Raw genomic sequence first — 18511 nt, forward strand, 5'->3', positions numbered from 1 at the left:
CAATAATTACAATAAGTTAGAAGATAGACTACACTGAGTTCGAGCCGCGACGTAGGCCAAAAGCAAACTATCTCTAACGGCTATTTGAGACATCTCTTACACGCAACTAAGCCAGATATCTGTACTGGAAACTCACTCCCAATCAATTAAACCGGCATTTCTTAAAAATCTTTCGATCTTCTCAACATTAATGTCAGCAGCAATCGATTTTGAGAACGCTTTTAAACGACCGTTACTGGTTTTCTGAGTAATCGAGACCAACACGATAAATAACAGCGTCATGATATCCGGTGATTATCCGCTTAGTTCCCGATAAAGCCTGATCAAGATCTGGATCTCCGGTATCAACGATCAATGGCCGACCGTCTAACGCTTTTAATTTTGCTTTCGTTGCGACAACTTGTATCCGATCCCAACCTAGCGTTCGAATCACTTCGGGAGAAATCTGTTGGTTCCCACGCCCAATCAAATGTCCTTGCCCACCAATCACAGTAATAAAAATCTCCATCGATGGATTTTCATTCACATACTGAAGAAGTTCACTTGCGGTCACATCGGCTGCCACTCTCTGTTGGTTATAAACAATGTCGACCCCTAACAGAGTATTCGGTTGGCCCAATTGCTCCATAATATTGGCACAGGTGCTTCCAGAGCCAATCGCATAGTAGGTATCGGGTTCCATATACTCAATTACTTCCGCTGCAATGTCGTCTAAAACCATCGACTCGACTTCTTTACCTCCTTGTTTCGTCGCTTGAACAAACTGTAAGGAGTCTGGAACAACTAAGCTTCCAAAGTTACGAGCGCGAACCACGCCTTGACGAAAAGCAGATTCATCGATATCCATAACGGAAGCTTCACGTAGCGACAAAATATCGCCTTTCGCCAATTGCCCTAGAACAACACCCGCAGCTTTTGGAGTTACTGCATAAACACCCGAGTGAATCTTGCAGCCTGCCGGTATTCCTAACACAGGAATGTCTTTCTCTAACGCACTGAAGACATCTCGAGCAGTACCATCTCCGCCAGCAAATAAAATCAAGTCGGCACCCGCATTAACCAAGGCTTTGGTCAATTGATGAGTATCTTCCGGCTCACTGGGTTGATTAACGTTAAGAATCACTTGCGGCATAAAACCGGCCGTTGACGCGGCAGTCTCTCCCATTTCACCACTGCCAGTCAGTATTTTGATTTGATCTCGATAGTCGGAATCGATCGATTCAAGTGCTATGACCGCTCGTTGGTTAGCCAGCTGCTTAGCACCTTTAGCTAACGCAAGCTCTCTGACATCAGCTCCATCGCTTCCTTTTAACGCAACACTGCCGCCAATTCCGGCAAATGGATTAATGATTAACCCAATCGTTAACATGCACTCTCAACCTTTCTAATTTTAAAACCCGTATGCTCAAGTTCTTCCCACGAAGGTTTATAACCTAAGTGGTAGATTTCTATCAACGCGTTAAACAGTTGTTGAGCACGCTGAGGTAACCCTCTTTTCCAATAATCTTCTAACTGACTCAACACGGCCTGCTGAAACTGAACCGACACACCTGCATCTTGGGCTAGGTTGTCAGCTGAACAATGAAATCCGTGGTTCATTGCTATCGACAAGGCCCATTCTATCGCCTGAGGCCTCACTTCGACCGACTCAAACACTTTTTGAGTTTGAGGGTCGCGACCATCTGGTTGATACCAATAGCCGAAATCGTCTATTTGCCGACGCGACTCTCCGGCAATCGACCAATGCGCGATTTCGTGGAGTGCACTCGATAGAAAATCTTCTCGAGAATAAATGGTTGCCGATTCGTTTGCTGTTGCTGCCTTATAAAAGGGTTCTGGGTGTCCACTAACCAGTCGCGTATTAAAATCAGACAAAAATAACTGTGAGAACAGCTCTTTTAAGCGAATTAATTTGTCTGACTCTATCATTACTGCCCTAAACCTTACTCAATAACCATGGAGAAAATCATTTCAGCGACTACCGCCGGTTAATCGCTCGCTATTCTAAATCAGTGAGTAAAAAATGCTACTTTTGTCGGCTTGTTTTAACGTCAGCTTTCAGGCACCCCTATGTGTCAAAAAACTGGCAAATATCTCAAGTTAAAAAAATTTTTTAGGGCTTTTTTTCCCTAAATTCAAAGATATAGAACACTTTTGTCGAAATAAACACCATATCTGGGGTTAATTTTAGTTTGTCAGAAAATTTAAGATCCTATATATTGTGCTTATCCTAAGGAAAGCCACCATATCTAGTTACACTCACTCTAAAAGTGTGCACTGGTTTTCCACAAAATGAACACGAATTATCAACAGTTTTATACACAAGGCGAAGGGACGTAACCACCATGACTGCGCTAAAAAAACAAATAGAAGCAAGCAACTTTGACATCGAACTCCAAACCACTTCGGTCGACATTTGGGACACCAAATATCGCTTAAAAGCAAAAGATGGTAAGCCGGTCGATCGCACGATTGACGAAACCTATCAGCGCGTTGCTCAAGCGTTAGCCAGTGTTGAAGCGAAAGACAAACAAGACGAGTGTTATGAGCAATTTCTGTGGGCACTGCGCAATGGCGTAATACCCGCGGGACGGATCATGTCGAATGCTGGCGCGCAAGCTCATAAGCCCGCAACATCAACCATTAACTGTACCGTTTCTGGCACTATCGACGACTCTATGGACGGCATTTTAGAGAAGGTACATGAAGCCGGTCTGACGTTAAAAGCTGGCTGCGGAATCGGCTACGAATACTCGACTCTTCGACCGAAAAACGCTTATGTTTCTGGCGCTGGCGCTTACACTTCTGGTCCTCTATCGTTCATGGATATTTACGATAAAATGTGTTTTACCGTATCTAGTGCTGGTGGTCGCCGTGGCGCACAAATGGCTACCTTTGAAGTCGGTCATCCTGATGTCATGGATTTTATCCGTGCAAAGCGAGAAAACGGTCGGTTACGTCAATTCAATCTGTCTTTATTGATTACCGATGAGTTTATGCAAGCGGTAATTAATGACACCGACTGGCACTTAGCCTTCCCGCTGACAGAAAAAGAAGTCGAAGTTGATAAACTTGATGTCAAAAACAAAGAGCAGGTCATTTGGCGTGATTGGCCAGTCAAAGAAGGCTACATCACCGATAAAGAAGGACTTGTTGCGTGTCGTATCCATAAAACTGTGCGAGCTAAAAACTTGTGGAATATGATCATGTCAGCAACCTATGACTACGCTGAGCCAGGATTTATCTTGATCGACAAAGTAAATGAAATGAACAATAACTGGTTCTGTGAAAATATTCGAGCGACCAACCCATGTGGCGAGCAGCCATTACCGCCTTACGGTTCTTGTTTGCTGGGCTCGGTTAACTTAACCAAGTTTGTGAAAAACCCATTTACTGAGAAAGCCTCTTTCGATTGGGAAAAATTCCGTAAAGCCGTGTCTATTTTCACTCGAATGCTCGACAACGTCGTTGAAATTAATGGCCTACCGCTTGAAGGACAACGCAACGAAATTTTAAGTAAGCGTCGTCATGGTATGGGTTATTTAGGGTTAGGCTCAACCCTGACTATGCTACGCAAAAAGTATGGCTCAAAAGAGTCTGTTGACTTTACCGAAGAAGTTACCAAAGAACTGGCTGTTGAAGGCTGGCGTACTGCGCTTAGTTTAGCGAAAGAAAAAGGCGCAGCACCGATTATGGATAAAGACTTTAAAGTTACCGGCGAAATGCTGCGTAACCGACCTGAAATGAAAAAAGATGGTATCAAAGTTGGTGATAAGATTAAGGGCAAAGTATTGCATGCTAAATACAGCCGTTACATGCAACAAGTTGCTGAAGTTGAGCCTGAATTAGTCGCAGAATTAGCTGAGATAGGCGCTCGATTCACGCACCACTCTTCGATTGCTCCAACCGGAACCATCTCTTTGTCATTAGCAAACAATGCAAGTAATGGCATTGAGCCTAGCTTTGCTCATCATTACTCTCGTAACGTAATCAGAGAAGGTAAAAAATCCAAAGAAAAAGTCGATGTGTTCTCATTTGAACTACTGGCATACCGCGCTTTGGTTAACGCAAAGGCAATGCCTTACAGCGACAAAGAAGATGAACAACTGCCTGAGTACTTCATTACTTCAGATGATATTAAACCTAATCAACATGTTGATATTCAGGCAGCGGCACAAAAATGGATCGACTCTTCGATTTCAAAAACAGCCAATGTACCAACCGACTTTGATTATGAAGAGTTTAAAGATATTTATCTTTACGCTTACGAACAAGGTTTGAAAGGATGTACAACTTTCCGCTTTAATCCCGAAGTTTTCCAAGGGGTTTTAGTCAAAGAAAAAGATTTAGAGAACACTACTTATCAATTTACACTCGAAGATGGCAGCACCATTGAAGTTAAAGGCAATGAAGAGATTGAATACGACGGTGAAGTTCATACCGCAGCAAACCTATTCGATGCTCTTAAAGAAGGCTACTACGGAAAACTTTAATTGACGCTTAATTCAGTGAAGGAATAGCAAAATGGTACATAAAATTGAAACCCCTATCGTCGGGTACAAAGTTAAAAAAGACGAGCCAGAAGTCGTTAAAGCAGTAGAAGAGAAACCCACTGCAGAGATCGTTCAGATGCACGAGAGTGTTGAGCGTCCTGAGATGTTACTCGGTTCAACCTATAAGGTTAAAACGCCTCTGTCGGAACATGCACTCTACGTAACCATTAACGATATTGTATTGAATCCGGGTACTGAGCATGAACTGCGTCGACCATTTGAAATATTCATCAACTCAAAAAACATGGATCACTTTCAATGGGTTGTTGCGTTAACGCGTGTTGTTTCAGCAGTATTCCGTAAGGGTGGTGACTGTACTTTCTTAGCCGAAGAGCTTAAAGCCGTATTTGACCCAAAAGGTGGTTACTTTAAGCGTGGCGGACGGTTCATGCCTTCGCTCGTTGCAGAAATTGGAGAAGCCATAGAATCTCACCTTAAAATGATTGGCTTACTGAAAGACGACACGCTCGATGAACATCAAAAGAAGTTAATTGCAGAGAAGCGTCAGCAATTTGAAGATGCCCAAGCAAAAACCAGCGATGATTCATCTGAGTTCCCTGATGGTGCGCAACTTTGTAATAAGTGTATGGTAAAGGCGTCAATCTTAATGGATGGCTGTATGACTTGCTTAAACTGTGGCGATTCTAAATGCGGCTAAGCTAGAAAAAAGAACTCCATCTTGGCGGGCCTTTCGTAAGGCTCGCCCACTCCTAGTCTGGTTCCGCTCGTTCTTAGTCTGGTTATAGTTAGTTGTTATCTATGAAATATTTGCCTAACTGCAGTGCAGCAAAAAACAGTCGTTGAGTTTTCAAACGCTTAAATATTGGTCTATAATTACCACCACGGTGTTAAATTGGTCGACTAACCTGAACATTCGACCCTACCCTACGCTTTAAACCATTTTGTATTATCATCAATTGTTGTCTCTGAGTCGTTTATGCCAACACAAATCGTTAAAGTCGAGCCTGCCAAACTTGATCCCGACTGCATGCAAGTGACCTTGCGCGTGCTTCCTAGTCGGTTGCAAAAATTGATGGGGCAATCAGAGCAGCTCGTCGTTTACAAAGGACAAGGTAACCAATGGTACCGTTATCCTTGCTTTACGCCAGCACCCAGCAAATTAGCTAAATTTCTCAAATCCATCTACCGAGGATGGGAATACCGACATATTCAATATCAGTTTAAACAGGTTGCTCGAAAAGCTGGGTAACGCTTTTGGTACTGGTCTTCAAGCTAATCATTCATCCCCTTTTGCCCTAATCGTCCAGCAGAACCTTTATCTTTGGTCGCTTCAATAATTAGTCGTGTTGCCGACACCTAGGGCATTACTAATTGTGACACTCTGGCTACCGTGAGTTCTGCGATATCTTTCAAGGCGAGGTTAATAGTATGGCTTTGTGCTTTTAAGATAGTTTCATAGAAATCTACGTCATCTTTTAGCTCTTTCGCAATCCAATGCTTACGACTGACAGCGGTAGCCACTACTAATCCACTACGCACGTCAATTAACAAAGATTCAAGATCGCAATAGGCTTTAGTGTGGTTGTTCGCAAATATTTTATAGTCATTGAATGAACGACATTGAGATCGATAGACTAAAAGCAAGTCGGCTTGAAATAAGGCTGACGCTTTACGTAGCTCTATCATATCCTTATTGACCGGCATTAACAGCGTTGGCAAATAAGCCGCATCATAGATATGCGGTGACTCGCGTAGTGGCGAAATGAAGGTTTGAAAAGTATCCGAGTTTAGTTCGATAAATCCTTCATTTATTTGACTCGAGTTTAGCTTAACGATTGCAATCCGATTCAGTTTGGGTAATCTAACTTTAGCGTTCAACAATTGACGTATTGATTGATCAACGTCTGTCGGAGCCGACATTCCACTTAATAAGTTTGTGGTCAGGTTTTCATCTGGAATGGGTGCTTGATAATTCATTGGTCGGCTCATCGAACCTACGGTAGCGCACCCACTTAAAAATATTATTTGTATAAGAAGAATAGTGGTAGCTAATCCTTTTATTACTTTTCCCATTTTTCACCCCCTAGATGAACCTAAATTGATTAAGTTAAGACGGGAGCTAGTTAAACAGATGAGACGACCCTTGTCTTGATCGATGGACAAAGTTGTAATGGATAAACCAAGCAGTATTGGTTTGTGCTACTCAAAGAGCGAACCTAGCCCTTTGAATAGCTTTTGAGTTTAGTGTGAAGAAAAATATTCCTCTAGTTGCTTTCGCGTTAATGCAAACACACCATCTCCTCCGCGCTCGAAGGAAATCCAATTGAATTCTAGCTCTGGGTAAGCTTGCTGAAGTGCCGGCCAACTGTTTCCAACTTCAACAATTAAGACCCCCTCTTCCGATAAATAACTCGCAGCTTGAGCTAGAATTTGGTGAGTAAGGTCCAATCCATCTACGCCAGATCCAAGCCCAATTTCTGGTTCTTGATGGTACTCTTTCGGCATATCCGCCAGATCTTCAGCATCGACATAGGGTGGATTCGAAACAATAATATCAAATGGCTGATCAGAGGGAATTCGTTCAAATAAATTACTCTCAATAAAGCCTACTCGTTCGTCTAATCCATGTTGCTCTAGGTTTAGCTGCGCAACATCAAGAGCATCCAACGAAATATCACTGCCCAACACAAAGGCATTTTCAAAATAGTGTGCACAGGCAATCGCAATGCATCCACTTCCTGTACATAAGTCCAAAATAGAACCGACGCTATTAGGATTTATAAAATTCTGAAAGCGATCTTCGATTAGCTCCCCGATCGGTGAGCGGGGAACCAAAACCCGTTCATCAACATAAAACGGTAGACCACAAAAATACGCTTGATTCGTTATATAGGCGAGTGGTTTACGAGATTCAATTCGCTGCGAGAGGAAACTGAGAATTCTTTCTTTCTCAGTGGTCGTAATTCTAGTGCTGTAAAGCATTTCTGGGCAATCGAAAGGCAAAGCTAATGCTTGAAGAACTAACGCTACCGCTTCATCCCAAGGATTATCGGTACCATGACCAAAATAAACTTCTGCCTCTTGCATCTGTGTCGTACACCACCGCATCCAGTCAGCTATAGAATGCAGCTCTATTAACGCCTGTTCTCGATGCTTTGAAGAAAAAGGTAAATCACTCATGGTTGTTCCATCGCTGGTTGAAGTAAAGATTGCATTGCTAGCCTAACATCATTCGATAATTGATTTCTTTGATCGATGGTATAATCTTGAGCATCGATAGCGTCACCAACCCTAACTTCAATGGTTTGATTCAGATTCATTCGAAAACTCTTAGCAGGTAACACTCGATGAATATCTTTGATTACAACAGGAACTATTTGCGCTTGGGTTTGAATCGCCAAATGAATACCACCCTTTTTAAAAGGAAGCAGCTCTCCGTCTGACGAGCGCGTCCCTTCTGGTGCTATCCAAATAGTAATGCCACTTTCCATTTTCTTTCTTGCCAACTCAAGTTCTTGCCTAGCTTGGTCTTTATCTTGACGATCGATAGAAATAAACTCCGACATACGCATTGCTCGTCCAAAAACCGGAATCTTAAAGAGCTCTTTCTTTGCCAGCATGCGAATACTGCCTGGTAACGCAACAAAACTAACCGGAATGTCATACGCACTCGAATGGCTACACATAACAATGCACGGACGCCCTTCGGTCACATTAAAATCGCCCACCACCTTTATTTTTAAATTGATTAAACGAACCAGTGCATGTGACCACTGTCGCACAACTCGATCGACGTGTTCTCGAGGCTCTTTATTAAATAAGGTTACCGTTATCGCCTTAAAGCAATAATACAAAGTAACGATCCAAGAAATCGTGGTTACCCAAATAGTAACGATGAGTCCAGCTCGAGATTCTTTAGACGCCATTGATTGGGTACGACTATTCAATGATTCATCCTCGTGAAACAGGTAAATTAAATTCGGCTTAAGGCTTAACGATGCTCGCAGAAATATCAATGCCGCTAATCTTTTCAACTTTATATAGCTATAACTTTGAGCTTTCTAGGCCAATTGAGATTATACCGCTATTTGATAGAAGGCGCATAGACAGCTTCTACTTGCCATTGCCCTTCTTGATCATCCTTGATTTCAACAACCTGAGCAGTCTGAAAGCCACCGATACGCTGATCTTGAGTGAGTTTTCTAACCAGTAAGGCCACGAGCGGCATGTGGCTTACTAAAATAACATTAGGCTCATCGACCGCTTCGAGTAATTCTACCAGTAAATTCACATCAGCGTCTGGTTGCAGTAAAGGTTCTTCAACAACCCTCGTTATGTGTTGGCCCAGTTTATCAGACAAAGCTTCATAACTTTGCTTTGCGCGGCGATAGGGACTGTGCCACACAGCGACTTGTTCGGGTAAATCGAGCTTACCAGCAATCGACTGTACTTCTTGAACACCCGTAGCCGTCAAATTGCGCTCTCGGTCGCTACTGGCCTCCCACTCCGCGTCGCCATGACGAATCACCCAAATGCGCATCAGCGATTCCTCTGTTAGAGCTCGTTTAAAAATTGTTTGACCAGCGTTTGACCATCTGGAGACAACCGAGGGCCAAACTCTTTTACCAACCTTGCAGACGCAAAGCTTGCTAATTTCGCAGCTTTCTCGAATGTGTAGCCGTGAGTAATTCCATATAAAAATGCGCCGGCAAATAAGTCGCCCGCTCCGTTGGTATCAACGGCTTCAACTGGATAAGCATCAATCGAAATGGTACTCTCTCCATCCCACAATAACGCCCCTTTCGCACCAAGTGTAATCACAAACTGATCGGCTTTCTGTTTCAAACCTTCAACGGCCTGCTCTAGCGTTTCACAGCCAGTAAACATGAGTGCTTCATCTAAGTTACTAAACAATAAATTAACCTTAGCGCCAATCATTTCAACGAGGCCATCTTTGAAGAACTTAACCATGTTCGGATCAGACAGAGATAAAGCCGTCTTAACACCTTTACTCTCTGCAACTTGACGCGTTTTAATCGCAGCCTCTCGAGCAAGATCGGTGCTTACTAAATACCCTTCGATATATAGCCATTCAGATTGCTCAAGTGCGCTTTCATCGACTTGTGAGTAGCTGATATCACCGGTGATACCCAGGTAAGTGTTCATTGTTCGGTCCGCGTCAGGGGTTACCATAACAATGCAACGCCCAGTATCTCCTTGCTCCAGCGATTGCTCGATAAGGTTCGACTTCACACCTTCTCGTTGCAAGTCTTCTGCGTAAAACTGTCCCAATTCATCATCGGCAATCTTGCAACTGTAAAAACAGCTGGCTCCCAGTTTAGCAGCGCCAATCACTGTATTCGCTGCAGAACCGCCACAAGCTCTATTATGATGAGTACCTGGCAAAGCACCGAGAAGAAACTCTTGTCGCTCTTGATCGACAAGGGTCATTACCCCTTTCTCAATGTCTAACTTGGCTAACTCGTCAGGGTTGACTTCGATTTCAATATCAACCAGCGCATTGCCTATTCCATAAATGTGGTATTTCTTCATTTCCCGATGCCTTGTCACCCTTTGGGTGTGTTAAACTACAAATCTTGGTGCATTAAACTAGCATGCAATTACTTTTTCAAGTTATGACGACATTATTTGTTGAACAATTGACGGTCATCGATTTTTCATTCTTTGATCACCATCGTGGAATCGTCGGCGAAAGCTGGATTCTTGACGTTGAATTAGAAGGCACTCTTGATGAGAACGGAATGGTTTTTGACTTTTCCCATGTCAAAAAGCAGATTAAACACCACGTTGATCAATTAATCGACCATAAATTACTCATACCTAAGCAATTACCCGGGTTAAAAACCGACATTGATGGCGATCAACTTACCTGTACCACAACCACTCACGGAGCAGGTTATTATCGACACAGCTCTCCTGTTCAGGCAGTAACCTTTATTCCGGCTGATGCAGTCACTATAGAAACGGTAAAGCCTTATCTGCAGCAAAGTTTGATGAGTATTTTACCTAAGAATGTCGCGGCTCTACGCATCGAGTTAAGAGAAGAAGTCATTAATGATGCGTACTACCACTACTCTCATGGTCTCAAGCGGCATTTTGGAGACTGTCAACGCATCGCCCATGGACATCGCTCACGGATTCAAGTGTTTATAAACAACAACCGCGCTCCCAATCTTGAACAAAAAATAGCCAAAGAGTGGAAAGATATCTACCTTATTTCTGAGGACGATTTGATAGCAAGTAAAGATGAACGTAACTTCTTAGTGGCTTATTCGGCGAATCAAGGGTACTTTGAATTGTCGATTCCGAAACACCAATGTGACATTATTCCGACTGACTCGACCGTCGAGTTGATTGCCGAATATTTAGCGACAAAGCTAAAGAAAGAACATCCGAACGATCAAATAAAAGTAAGAGCTTTTGAAGGGGTGCAGAAAGGCGCTATCGCGAGCGCCTAATGCTAGGGACCTTTTTATAGTTTAAATTCACACCAAATTGGACAATGATCCGACGGCTTGTCCATTGATCGAATGTCGTAGTCGATTCCAACATCAGAGACATTTTCAGATAATAGCGGTGTCGCTAGAATGAGATCAATGCGAAGACCGCGCTTTGGATCATCTTGGAAACCTTTACTTCGATAATCAAACCAGCTAAAGCGATCATTGGTCGTCGGATATATTTTTCTAAACGTATCTTCAAAGCCCAAATCGACTATGCGATTTAACCACTCTCTCTCTTCAGGAAGAAAGCTGCACTTGCCAGTACGTAACCATCGTTTTCGATTGGGTTCCCCTATTCCAATATCAAGATCGGTATGCGATATATTAAAGTCACCTAAAACGATGGTGGGTTGTTGTTGTTGCGATATTAAAAAGTCGGTTAAATCTTGATAAAACTTTTCTTTAGCAGGAAACTTGGTCGGATGATCTCTACTTTCACCTTGCGGGAAATAACCATTGAACACAGTAATGACAGTGTTATTAAACGAATGTTGAGTAATTAATGCCCGACGTTGAGCGTCTGCATCGTCAGAAGAAAAACCTTTCTGAGTCGAAACGGGTGCTTCTTTCGACAGCGTTGCTACGCCGTAGTGGCCTTTTTGACCATGAATTTCAATATGATAACCTAAATGCTCTAGTTCGCTATGAGGGAAGTCTGCATCAGAAACCTTGGTCTCTTGTAAACATATAATGTCTGGCGCATGAGCTTTTACCACCGCTTCTAATTGATGCACTCTCGCTCGCACACTATTAATATTAAAAGATACTATTTTCATAGCTATTAAATACTCTCTCTTGCTCTTCTCAAATCAATTACCACCATTGTACTTCAATTTCGAGAGATTCATCGACCCTTAAATCACACGTCAACTTTTCTGATGCTTTAACGGTAGAACAGTAATGCAACAGCTTGCCTCTGCGAAAAATGTGCATCGACACTTGCTCTCCAGGTGATAACCAAGCAAATCGCTTTTCCAATGAAGCGATATCGACCGAATATTCATTTAACGCAACGACTTTATCTCCACTGCATAGTCCAAGCTCGTAAGCATTTGAGCCATAGAGTACAGTAACTACTTCAACGCCATCGCTTGTTTGTTTCAAGGTAGCACCTAAAGAAACTTGAACATCATCATCGCCACTGAGAGTCTTTAACGAAGATGAATTATTCCATTGAACCTTCACCCCGACTAGCGCCAATAACTCCTGCAAAGGTAACTCATCGGTTGAGTAGACAAAGCGATTGAAAAAATCTAAGAATTTAGAACCAAAACGCTGCTTAAAAATAGCTTCTAGCTCACCAGAGGCTAACCCTTTAGAAATAATTCCGTAATTTCTCCATAACTCAATCATAATATCGTTCAAGGACAACTTATCCTGGCTAGTTTGCCGAATGAGCAAGTCGAGACAAAGCGCAATCAACTTTCCCTTTGTATAATAACTAACGATAACATTCGGTGCACTTTCGTCTTGTTTGTAAAATCGCGTCCAAGCATCAAAACTGGACTCAGCAACACTTTGCAGATGACGACCTCGACCACGATGCACTCGCGTTATAGCTTGAGCTAATAACTTCAGATACTGTTTTTGGTCTATCACCCCCGCTTCATAAACTAATCTATCTTCATAGTAAGAAGTAAATCCTTCAAAAATCCAAAGCTGATCGGTATGGACTTCCCTAGTCAGATCGTAAGGAAGGAATACCGAAGGCTTAATCTGCTTGATATTCCATGTATGAAAATACTCATGACTGCATAAAGTTAGAAAATTAATATAATCATCTGACATTTCATGAAATTGTTTAGGGAGTTCCGAGTAACTGCAATGCAGCGCTGTTGAACTTCGATGTTCGAGACCACCGTAACCACTTGGAAGCACGTTGACTAAAAATAAATAACGCTCAACACACGAAGGTAACTCACTAAAAAATTCAACTTGGTGCTTACATATTCTTTCTAAATCTTGAACGATTCTTGGTAAGTCGCCTTGGTGCTCACCAACCACAACTAAGGCATGAGGTACACCAGCGACTTCAAATTCAGCGATGTCTAATTTACCGGCTTCGAAAGGATGATCGAGCAATTCATCATAACTTCTAGAATAGAAACGGCCAAACTCATAATTAACTTGCTCATCTAATCTCGGCATTGAGGTCGCTAACTGCCAATCTTTAGCGTAGTTTTCACGTGGCTTTTGAAACTCGACTATGAATTGATCAACGAGCATTCCTACGGGTTCTAAAAACAAACTGGTACCATTGAAAAATGCATGTTGATCATCTAAGTGAGCACCTCGAACTGAGAGATCCCAGGCATACACAAGGTATTCAATAACGGGAGCATTTAAATCCTCTTTAACTTGCCAACTATGACTGTCAATTTTAACTACCTTATCTTTCTTCTGATTAACGTTTAAGCTCACTATATTTCTCGCAAAGTCGCGAATCATATAGCTTCCAGGAATCCAAGTTGGTAATCGAAAAATTTGTCCTTTTGCAATAAAATCAGCAGTCAAGGTTACTTTGAATATATGAGCAATTGGATCTTCAATTGAAATAGTGTAATGAATATTAGGCATGAATCGGCTCGTAATTAATCCAGTCTAGAAAAGGCAGCCGAGATAATAACAGAACAGTACTTTAATTTATATCATCTAAGAGCCGTTAAATGATGCTACATAAGCAATAAAAGCGTCTCTTTCCAATGGTCGACTAAAATAGTAACCTTGTAATAGATCGCATTGATGTCGCGCCAAATAGTTAATTTGGACTTGAGTTTCAACACCTTCAGCAACGACTTTCATATTAAGACTTTTTGCCATCGCCATGATAGCATTAACGATAGTTTCTTCTTGACGTTCATCATTGATATCAGAGATAAACTCTTTATCAATTTTTAATTCATCAATAGCAAATCGTTTAAGGTAGCTCAAAGATGAATAGCCAGTGCCAAAATCATCGATTGAAATTGTCAACCCCATACTTTTCAGAGACTTCAATATATTGGCCGCCTGTCTTGGATTAGTCATCAACAAACTCTCAGTAATCTCTATTTTTAACTGCTGTGGTCTGACACCATACTTTCTTAGTAAGGCTCGCGTCTCTACGACGAAACTCTCATCCATCAACTGTCGAACAGACACATTAACCGATATTGATAAGTCATCTGTATCAGAGTCACTTAGTAAAATACAGACTTGTTCCATAACGTACAGCCCTATCCCGACTATGTAGCCTGTTTCTTCTGCGAGTGGAATAAAGTCTCCAGGAAAAACTTCTCCTAACTGTGGGTGTCGCCAACGAATAAGAGCTTCCGCTGCAGTTACTTTATGAGTTTGAGCGTTAATGATTGGTTGAAAAACGACATAGAGCTCATCCTTCTCGACAGCGTCTCTCAGGTAATTTTCAATATTTAGTCGATGAACTAGATCAACATGCATTTCTTCTTGATAAAATGAGTAACTATTCTTTCCTTGATTTTTGGCATGGTACATTGCGGTATCGGCATACTTTAATAATGACTCTACGTTATCTGAGTCTTTAGGATACTCAGCAATGCCAATACTGCACGTAATAACTAACTGACTTTCATTAAGCGTGATAGGCTTTCTTAAGTTATCGAGAATTTTCTCGGCGATTAGATCCAGTTGTGACTGCTCGTCATAATCTTCAATTATTAGTAAAAACTCATCTCCACTTAATCGAGCTAGAGTATCTTCATCTCTAACACATTGATTGATCATGTCGGCCGTCTTTTTTAATAATAAGTCCCCTGTTTGATGCCCGAAAGAATCATTGACCTTTTTAAACCCATCCAAATCTATAAAAAGCACACCTACCGAATGTTCCTGCCTTTTTGCCAGTGCGATTGCATGTTCTAACCGGTCCAAAAATAGGTTTCTATTCGGCAGTCCGGTGAGTGAGTCATACCTAGCAAGAAAAGATAATTTTTCTTCCGCAACACGTTTGTCGGTTATATTACTAAAAATCAATACCGTTAAGTGCTCATCTAACTCTTCATCATCGATATGGAAAGCTTCCAAAGAACACAATAGGTCTTTACTGTTAGAGTTTTGAATCCAAAACTCACCAAACCAAGAACCAGCTCGCTCAATCTCAACCCAAAGGTTCACATAAAACTCTTTCGAGTGTTTTGAAGAACGAAGAGCATTTAAAGAATGCCCAACAATTTTATCCATTGAAAAGCCAGTAATTCTACAAAAAGCGGGGTTAACAAATGAAACTTTTTGTTCATTATCAAGAACAACCACGGCTTCTGTCATACTTTGCAATATTTCATTGGAAAGCACACTTTCTAGCTGCGCTCGTTTTAAATGAGTAATATCAGTATAAGTACCTACAGCACGCCTAATATTTCCGTCTTCATCGAATTCAATTACCTTTCCTTTATCGTGAATCCAACTCCAGCGAGCTTCTTCACTTCGAACTCGATATTGAATATCAAACTCATCTTTGTTCTCGATAAATCTTAATCGTTCGCGCTGTACATTGGCTCGATCCTTCTCATGTATTAATGCATCCATAAAGTCGAAAGAGGAAGCATCACCCTCAAAATGAAATAAATGTCCGATATTAAAACGAACCACTTTATTTTCGTCCGCTCGCCAATCCCATAAGCCTTGCTCGCTCGCTTGCAAAGCTAACTTGAGACGTTCCTCATTGGATTGCACACTTAAAAGTGCCTTACGCTGTATTTTGCGTCGGCGTAACTCTTGAATAAAAATCACCAAGAAAAAAGTACAAATGATTAGCGCGTAAATCAGCTTAGCTGTATTAGATTCATAAAACTTAGGTTGAATGTTAAACCGTAAACTATTTGAAGCACTCAGCCACTCACTATTATCAACTTTAAACTCAACATCAACCTCATAGTCACCTGCATCAAGACCGCCGAGGACAACTTCAGACTGATTGGAAATTGCGTTCCATGGCTCTTGATTAACTCTGTAGCGAAAGTTAATAGCTAACTCAGGATTGAAATTGGTTGCAGAAAACCTAACCTTAACAACATTTTCATTGGGTTCTAGCGCTATATTGCCAGATGGAAAGTAAACCGCTTTTTTGAAGTTATCTGAAAAAGACACTTGGGTAATCCAACTTGGTTTGAGGTAGGTTCTTTTTACTATTTTATGACTTATTTTGGTAATGCCTTCAATTCCGCCGAAAAATATTCCCTCTTCATCTTCTGTTCGAGATGCGCCATTAAACTCCAACTGACCTAGTTTAAGATCATTTCTCGAATGTAAAAATGAACCAGAGACAAAATCAAAGTAGCCTAACCCTTGATTACTAGAGTACCAAAGCCCTGACTCGTCAACGACCAAACCATAGATAATCGATGCTGCTAAGCCTTTTTCACTATCGAGCATTTGATACTCTAATGCATAAGAAGCAATGTCACTTTTCGTTATTTCGACAATGCCTGAATGAGTCGCTAGATAGACGTTACCTTGATCAGTAATAGCGATATCACGAATTAGAAAGTCATCAAACGCATGCAACGGTTTGGCTGAGAGGTCAATGAGTGAGACAATATTTAATCCATCAATGGTTCCAATCCATAGCTCTTGATTATTTGGCATTGCCATTGACAACACCATATCGAGTGTTTCATTACTCGGATTAGCAGAATAATTTATGTTTTCAATTAACTTAAGTCCATTTAAGTCAACTAGAAGAACACCTTTCCTATCGGTGCCAATATACAATCGTTCATTGTTAATCAATAAAGAACGAGTGGAAAACGTTTGACTAAAATTTTTAATCTCTAATTTATTAACCGTATTTTTATTTCCATCATATGCGAACAACCCATCCTCAGTTCCAATTAGCCAGATTGAATTTTTCCAGTAGACAACCGATAGCGCTCTTGGTACTTCACTGAAATAAACTTCTTTATTAGAGTCCATTAATTTAACGAGTAATCCTGCATCAGTCGCTAAAACCAGCTTATTATCACGCTTAGATAGACCTCTGATACTGCTCAACTTTCTATTCTCAAAACCTGAGTTAATTGATATATAGCTAAACGCGTGATCGTCAGGATTGAAAATATAGGCACCTTTGGTCGCGGTCCCAATCCATATAAGTCCGTCTTCGCCAAGAAAAAAACTTCTGATCGAAAAGTCTGACAAATTTGAATTTTCCGAGTTGTACCTTCTAAATGACTTTTGCTCACTATCAAATCCAAGAATTCCACCCTCTTCTAACGTCATCCAAATAGTTTGGTTGCGATCAATTAGAATAGAACGTATGTCTATGGGTTCATTAAAGGCTACTGACCGAGTAATCTTGAGACTCTGATTTAGCCAATAAATACCTTCATTATTAGTGCCGATATAAATGTCTTGAAAAGCTATCACTTGATTCAATTCAATGGGAAGATTGCGAGATGCCTGAGTAATAGGATTAAATAAACGAATACGATCAATTAAAACTTCGACCCTTCTTTCAAGCGGAGTATTAACTTGTCGAACAGGTTGAACGCCATTAGCACTTAATTGTTTATCTTCTCTGAGCTCGTACCTATTAGGCTCTTTAGTTTTCGAAGCGTTTAAATCAATACGATAAAGCGAACTCTGACTAGTAACAATAAGAGCGTTTAATTGTTCAGAATACGAAATCGATTGAGGAGTTCCACTTAATGGCGACTCTGAAAAACGAACAAGTGGTCGAAAGGTCATACTGGCTCTATCTAACTGGCTGATTCCATTAAGGCTCAGTACCCATAATTGGCCATCGACAGAAGACTCTATATCAAACACAAAGTCATCGACTAACCCTACCGATTGATATCTGCTCGGGGTCTTTTGGCTGGTAAAGAGCATTAAAGAGCGTCCGTCATAAAAATGAAGCCCTCCTTGAGTTGCAAACCATAAAAATCCAAAGGAATCTTCATGGATTGCCTCGATGGTATTTTGGTTAAATTTATCCGGGGTATTTAAGGGAGATACGACAAGTCGCTCGGGCAAATCAGCTAAGACTGCCCCCGCACTAAAACATAAAAGTAAGCAAAAAAGTCTAGAAATCAAGATTGAACTTTTATTATTAATATCAGTAAATTAGAGTATAGCGCATGTTCTCAGGAATACCTTTAATTATGATCATTGCTAAAACATAGAAAGGTCTCTCAACTCAGTGAGTATTTTTGCTTCCGAAGCCAAAGTTTCTGAGGCCAAGGCATCGCAGATGACTAAAGCCTAGCCTTGATACCTTCTCGTAAATCTAGTCTTCATAAATAGTGTTCAGATTGTCTCAATAATCCAATCAATCGATTGAAATCCTATCATAATCAGTAAAATCATAGAAATCCGGCTCATAGCCAGAACGCATTATCTCCATCAGAGATTACAAAAGAATGATTTACGCGTTTCACTCAACAATTGCGTTGGATCAGTATTCGAGAAAAAGATTTCGGTAAGAATGGCAAAATCGTTTCATGACTTTGATTTCAA

Annotated in this window: 14 protein-coding genes; 4 read left to right on the forward strand and 10 right to left on the reverse strand. The window is 41.1% G+C overall.

The features are described 5' to 3' along the window. Positions 1–232: 232 nt before the first annotated feature. Entirely contained in the window at positions 233–1369 is a 1137-nt protein-coding gene (locus Q9312_RS03855) for an ATP-NAD kinase family protein (protein WP_309203247.1), read from the reverse strand. After that, positions 1363–1929 carry an elongation factor P hydroxylase gene (locus tag Q9312_RS03860; RefSeq protein WP_309203248.1) on the reverse strand — a complete coding sequence of 189 codons (567 nt, stop codon included), beginning with the start codon at positions 1927–1929 and terminating at the stop codon, positions 1363–1365. Before Q9312_RS03860 ends, Q9312_RS03855 begins: the two co-directional genes overlap by 7 nt. A gap of 416 nt (positions 1930–2345) precedes the next feature. On the opposite strand from Q9312_RS03860, the gene Q9312_RS03865 reads away from it, so the two are divergent. From Q9312_RS03865 to Q9312_RS03875, 3 genes are all read left to right on the forward strand, one after another. Further along, positions 2346–4493 (forward strand): adenosylcobalamin-dependent ribonucleoside-diphosphate reductase, encoded by a 2148-nt coding sequence (locus Q9312_RS03865; protein ID WP_309203250.1) that lies wholly within the window; start codon positions 2346–2348, stop codon positions 4491–4493. 31 nt (positions 4494–4524) lie between these two features. Beyond that, positions 4525–5211, forward strand: coding sequence for a TSCPD domain-containing protein (locus Q9312_RS03870; RefSeq protein WP_309203251.1), 687 nt, complete (start codon positions 4525–4527; stop codon positions 5209–5211). Positions 5212–5490: 279 nt separating this feature from the next. Continuing rightward, positions 5491–5763: a hypothetical protein gene (locus Q9312_RS03875; RefSeq protein WP_309203252.1), complete on the forward strand. Its 273-nt coding sequence runs from the start codon at positions 5491–5493 to the stop codon at positions 5761–5763. Positions 5764–5870: 107 nt separating this feature from the next. Here Q9312_RS03875 and Q9312_RS03880 read toward each other — a convergent pair whose 3' ends face one another. The 5 genes from Q9312_RS03880 to Q9312_RS03900 all read right to left on the reverse strand — a co-directional run bounded on the left by Q9312_RS03880 (position 5871) and on the right by Q9312_RS03900 (position 10067). Further along, entirely contained in the window at positions 5871–6587 is a 717-nt protein-coding gene (locus Q9312_RS03880; protein ID WP_309203253.1) for a hypothetical protein, read from the reverse strand. Positions 6588–6755: 168 nt separating this feature from the next. Further along, positions 6756–7694: a 50S ribosomal protein L3 N(5)-glutamine methyltransferase gene (gene prmB / locus Q9312_RS03885; protein ID WP_309203255.1), complete on the reverse strand. Its 939-nt coding sequence runs from the start codon at positions 7692–7694 to the stop codon at positions 6756–6758. After that, complete coding sequence (locus Q9312_RS03890) at positions 7691–8461, reverse strand: lysophospholipid acyltransferase family protein (RefSeq protein ID WP_309203256.1); 771 nt, start codon at positions 8459–8461, stop codon at positions 7691–7693. The genes prmB and Q9312_RS03890 overlap by 4 nt, the downstream gene beginning before the upstream one ends. Positions 8462–8598: 137 nt before the next feature. Continuing rightward, on the reverse strand, positions 8599–9054 hold the full coding sequence (gene sixA, locus Q9312_RS03895) for a phosphohistidine phosphatase SixA (protein WP_309203258.1): 456 nt from the start codon (positions 9052–9054) through the stop codon (positions 8599–8601). Between the two features lie 14 nt (positions 9055–9068). Next, positions 9069–10067, reverse strand: a complete 999-nt coding sequence (locus Q9312_RS03900) for an adenosine kinase (protein ID WP_309203259.1) — start codon at positions 10065–10067, stop codon at positions 9069–9071. 62 nt (positions 10068–10129) lie between these two features. Here Q9312_RS03900 and Q9312_RS03905 point away from each other — a divergent pair, with 62 nt between their 5' ends. Beyond that, positions 10130–10993, forward strand: a complete 864-nt coding sequence (locus Q9312_RS03905; RefSeq protein ID WP_309203260.1) for a 6-pyruvoyl trahydropterin synthase family protein — start codon at positions 10130–10132, stop codon at positions 10991–10993. Positions 10994–11007: 14 nt separating this feature from the next. On the opposite strand, the gene xthA is transcribed toward Q9312_RS03905, so the two are convergent. The 3 genes from xthA to Q9312_RS03920 all read right to left on the reverse strand — a co-directional run bounded on the left by xthA (position 11008) and on the right by Q9312_RS03920 (position 18028). After that, positions 11008–11814, reverse strand: coding sequence for an exodeoxyribonuclease III (gene xthA / locus Q9312_RS03910; RefSeq protein WP_309203261.1), 807 nt, complete (start codon positions 11812–11814; stop codon positions 11008–11010). Between the two features lie 37 nt (positions 11815–11851). Continuing rightward, positions 11852–13615, reverse strand: coding sequence for a M61 family metallopeptidase (locus tag Q9312_RS03915; RefSeq protein WP_309203262.1), 1764 nt, complete (start codon positions 13613–13615; stop codon positions 11852–11854). Positions 13616–13690: 75 nt separating this feature from the next. Beyond that, positions 13691–18028 (reverse strand): EAL domain-containing protein, encoded by a 4338-nt coding sequence (locus tag Q9312_RS03920; protein WP_309203263.1) that lies wholly within the window; start codon positions 18026–18028, stop codon positions 13691–13693. Positions 18029–18511: the final 483 nt, after the last annotated feature.

The organism is Pleionea litopenaei (assembly GCF_031198435.1).
Lineage (GTDB): Bacteria > Pseudomonadota > Gammaproteobacteria > Enterobacterales > Kangiellaceae > Pleionea > Pleionea litopenaei.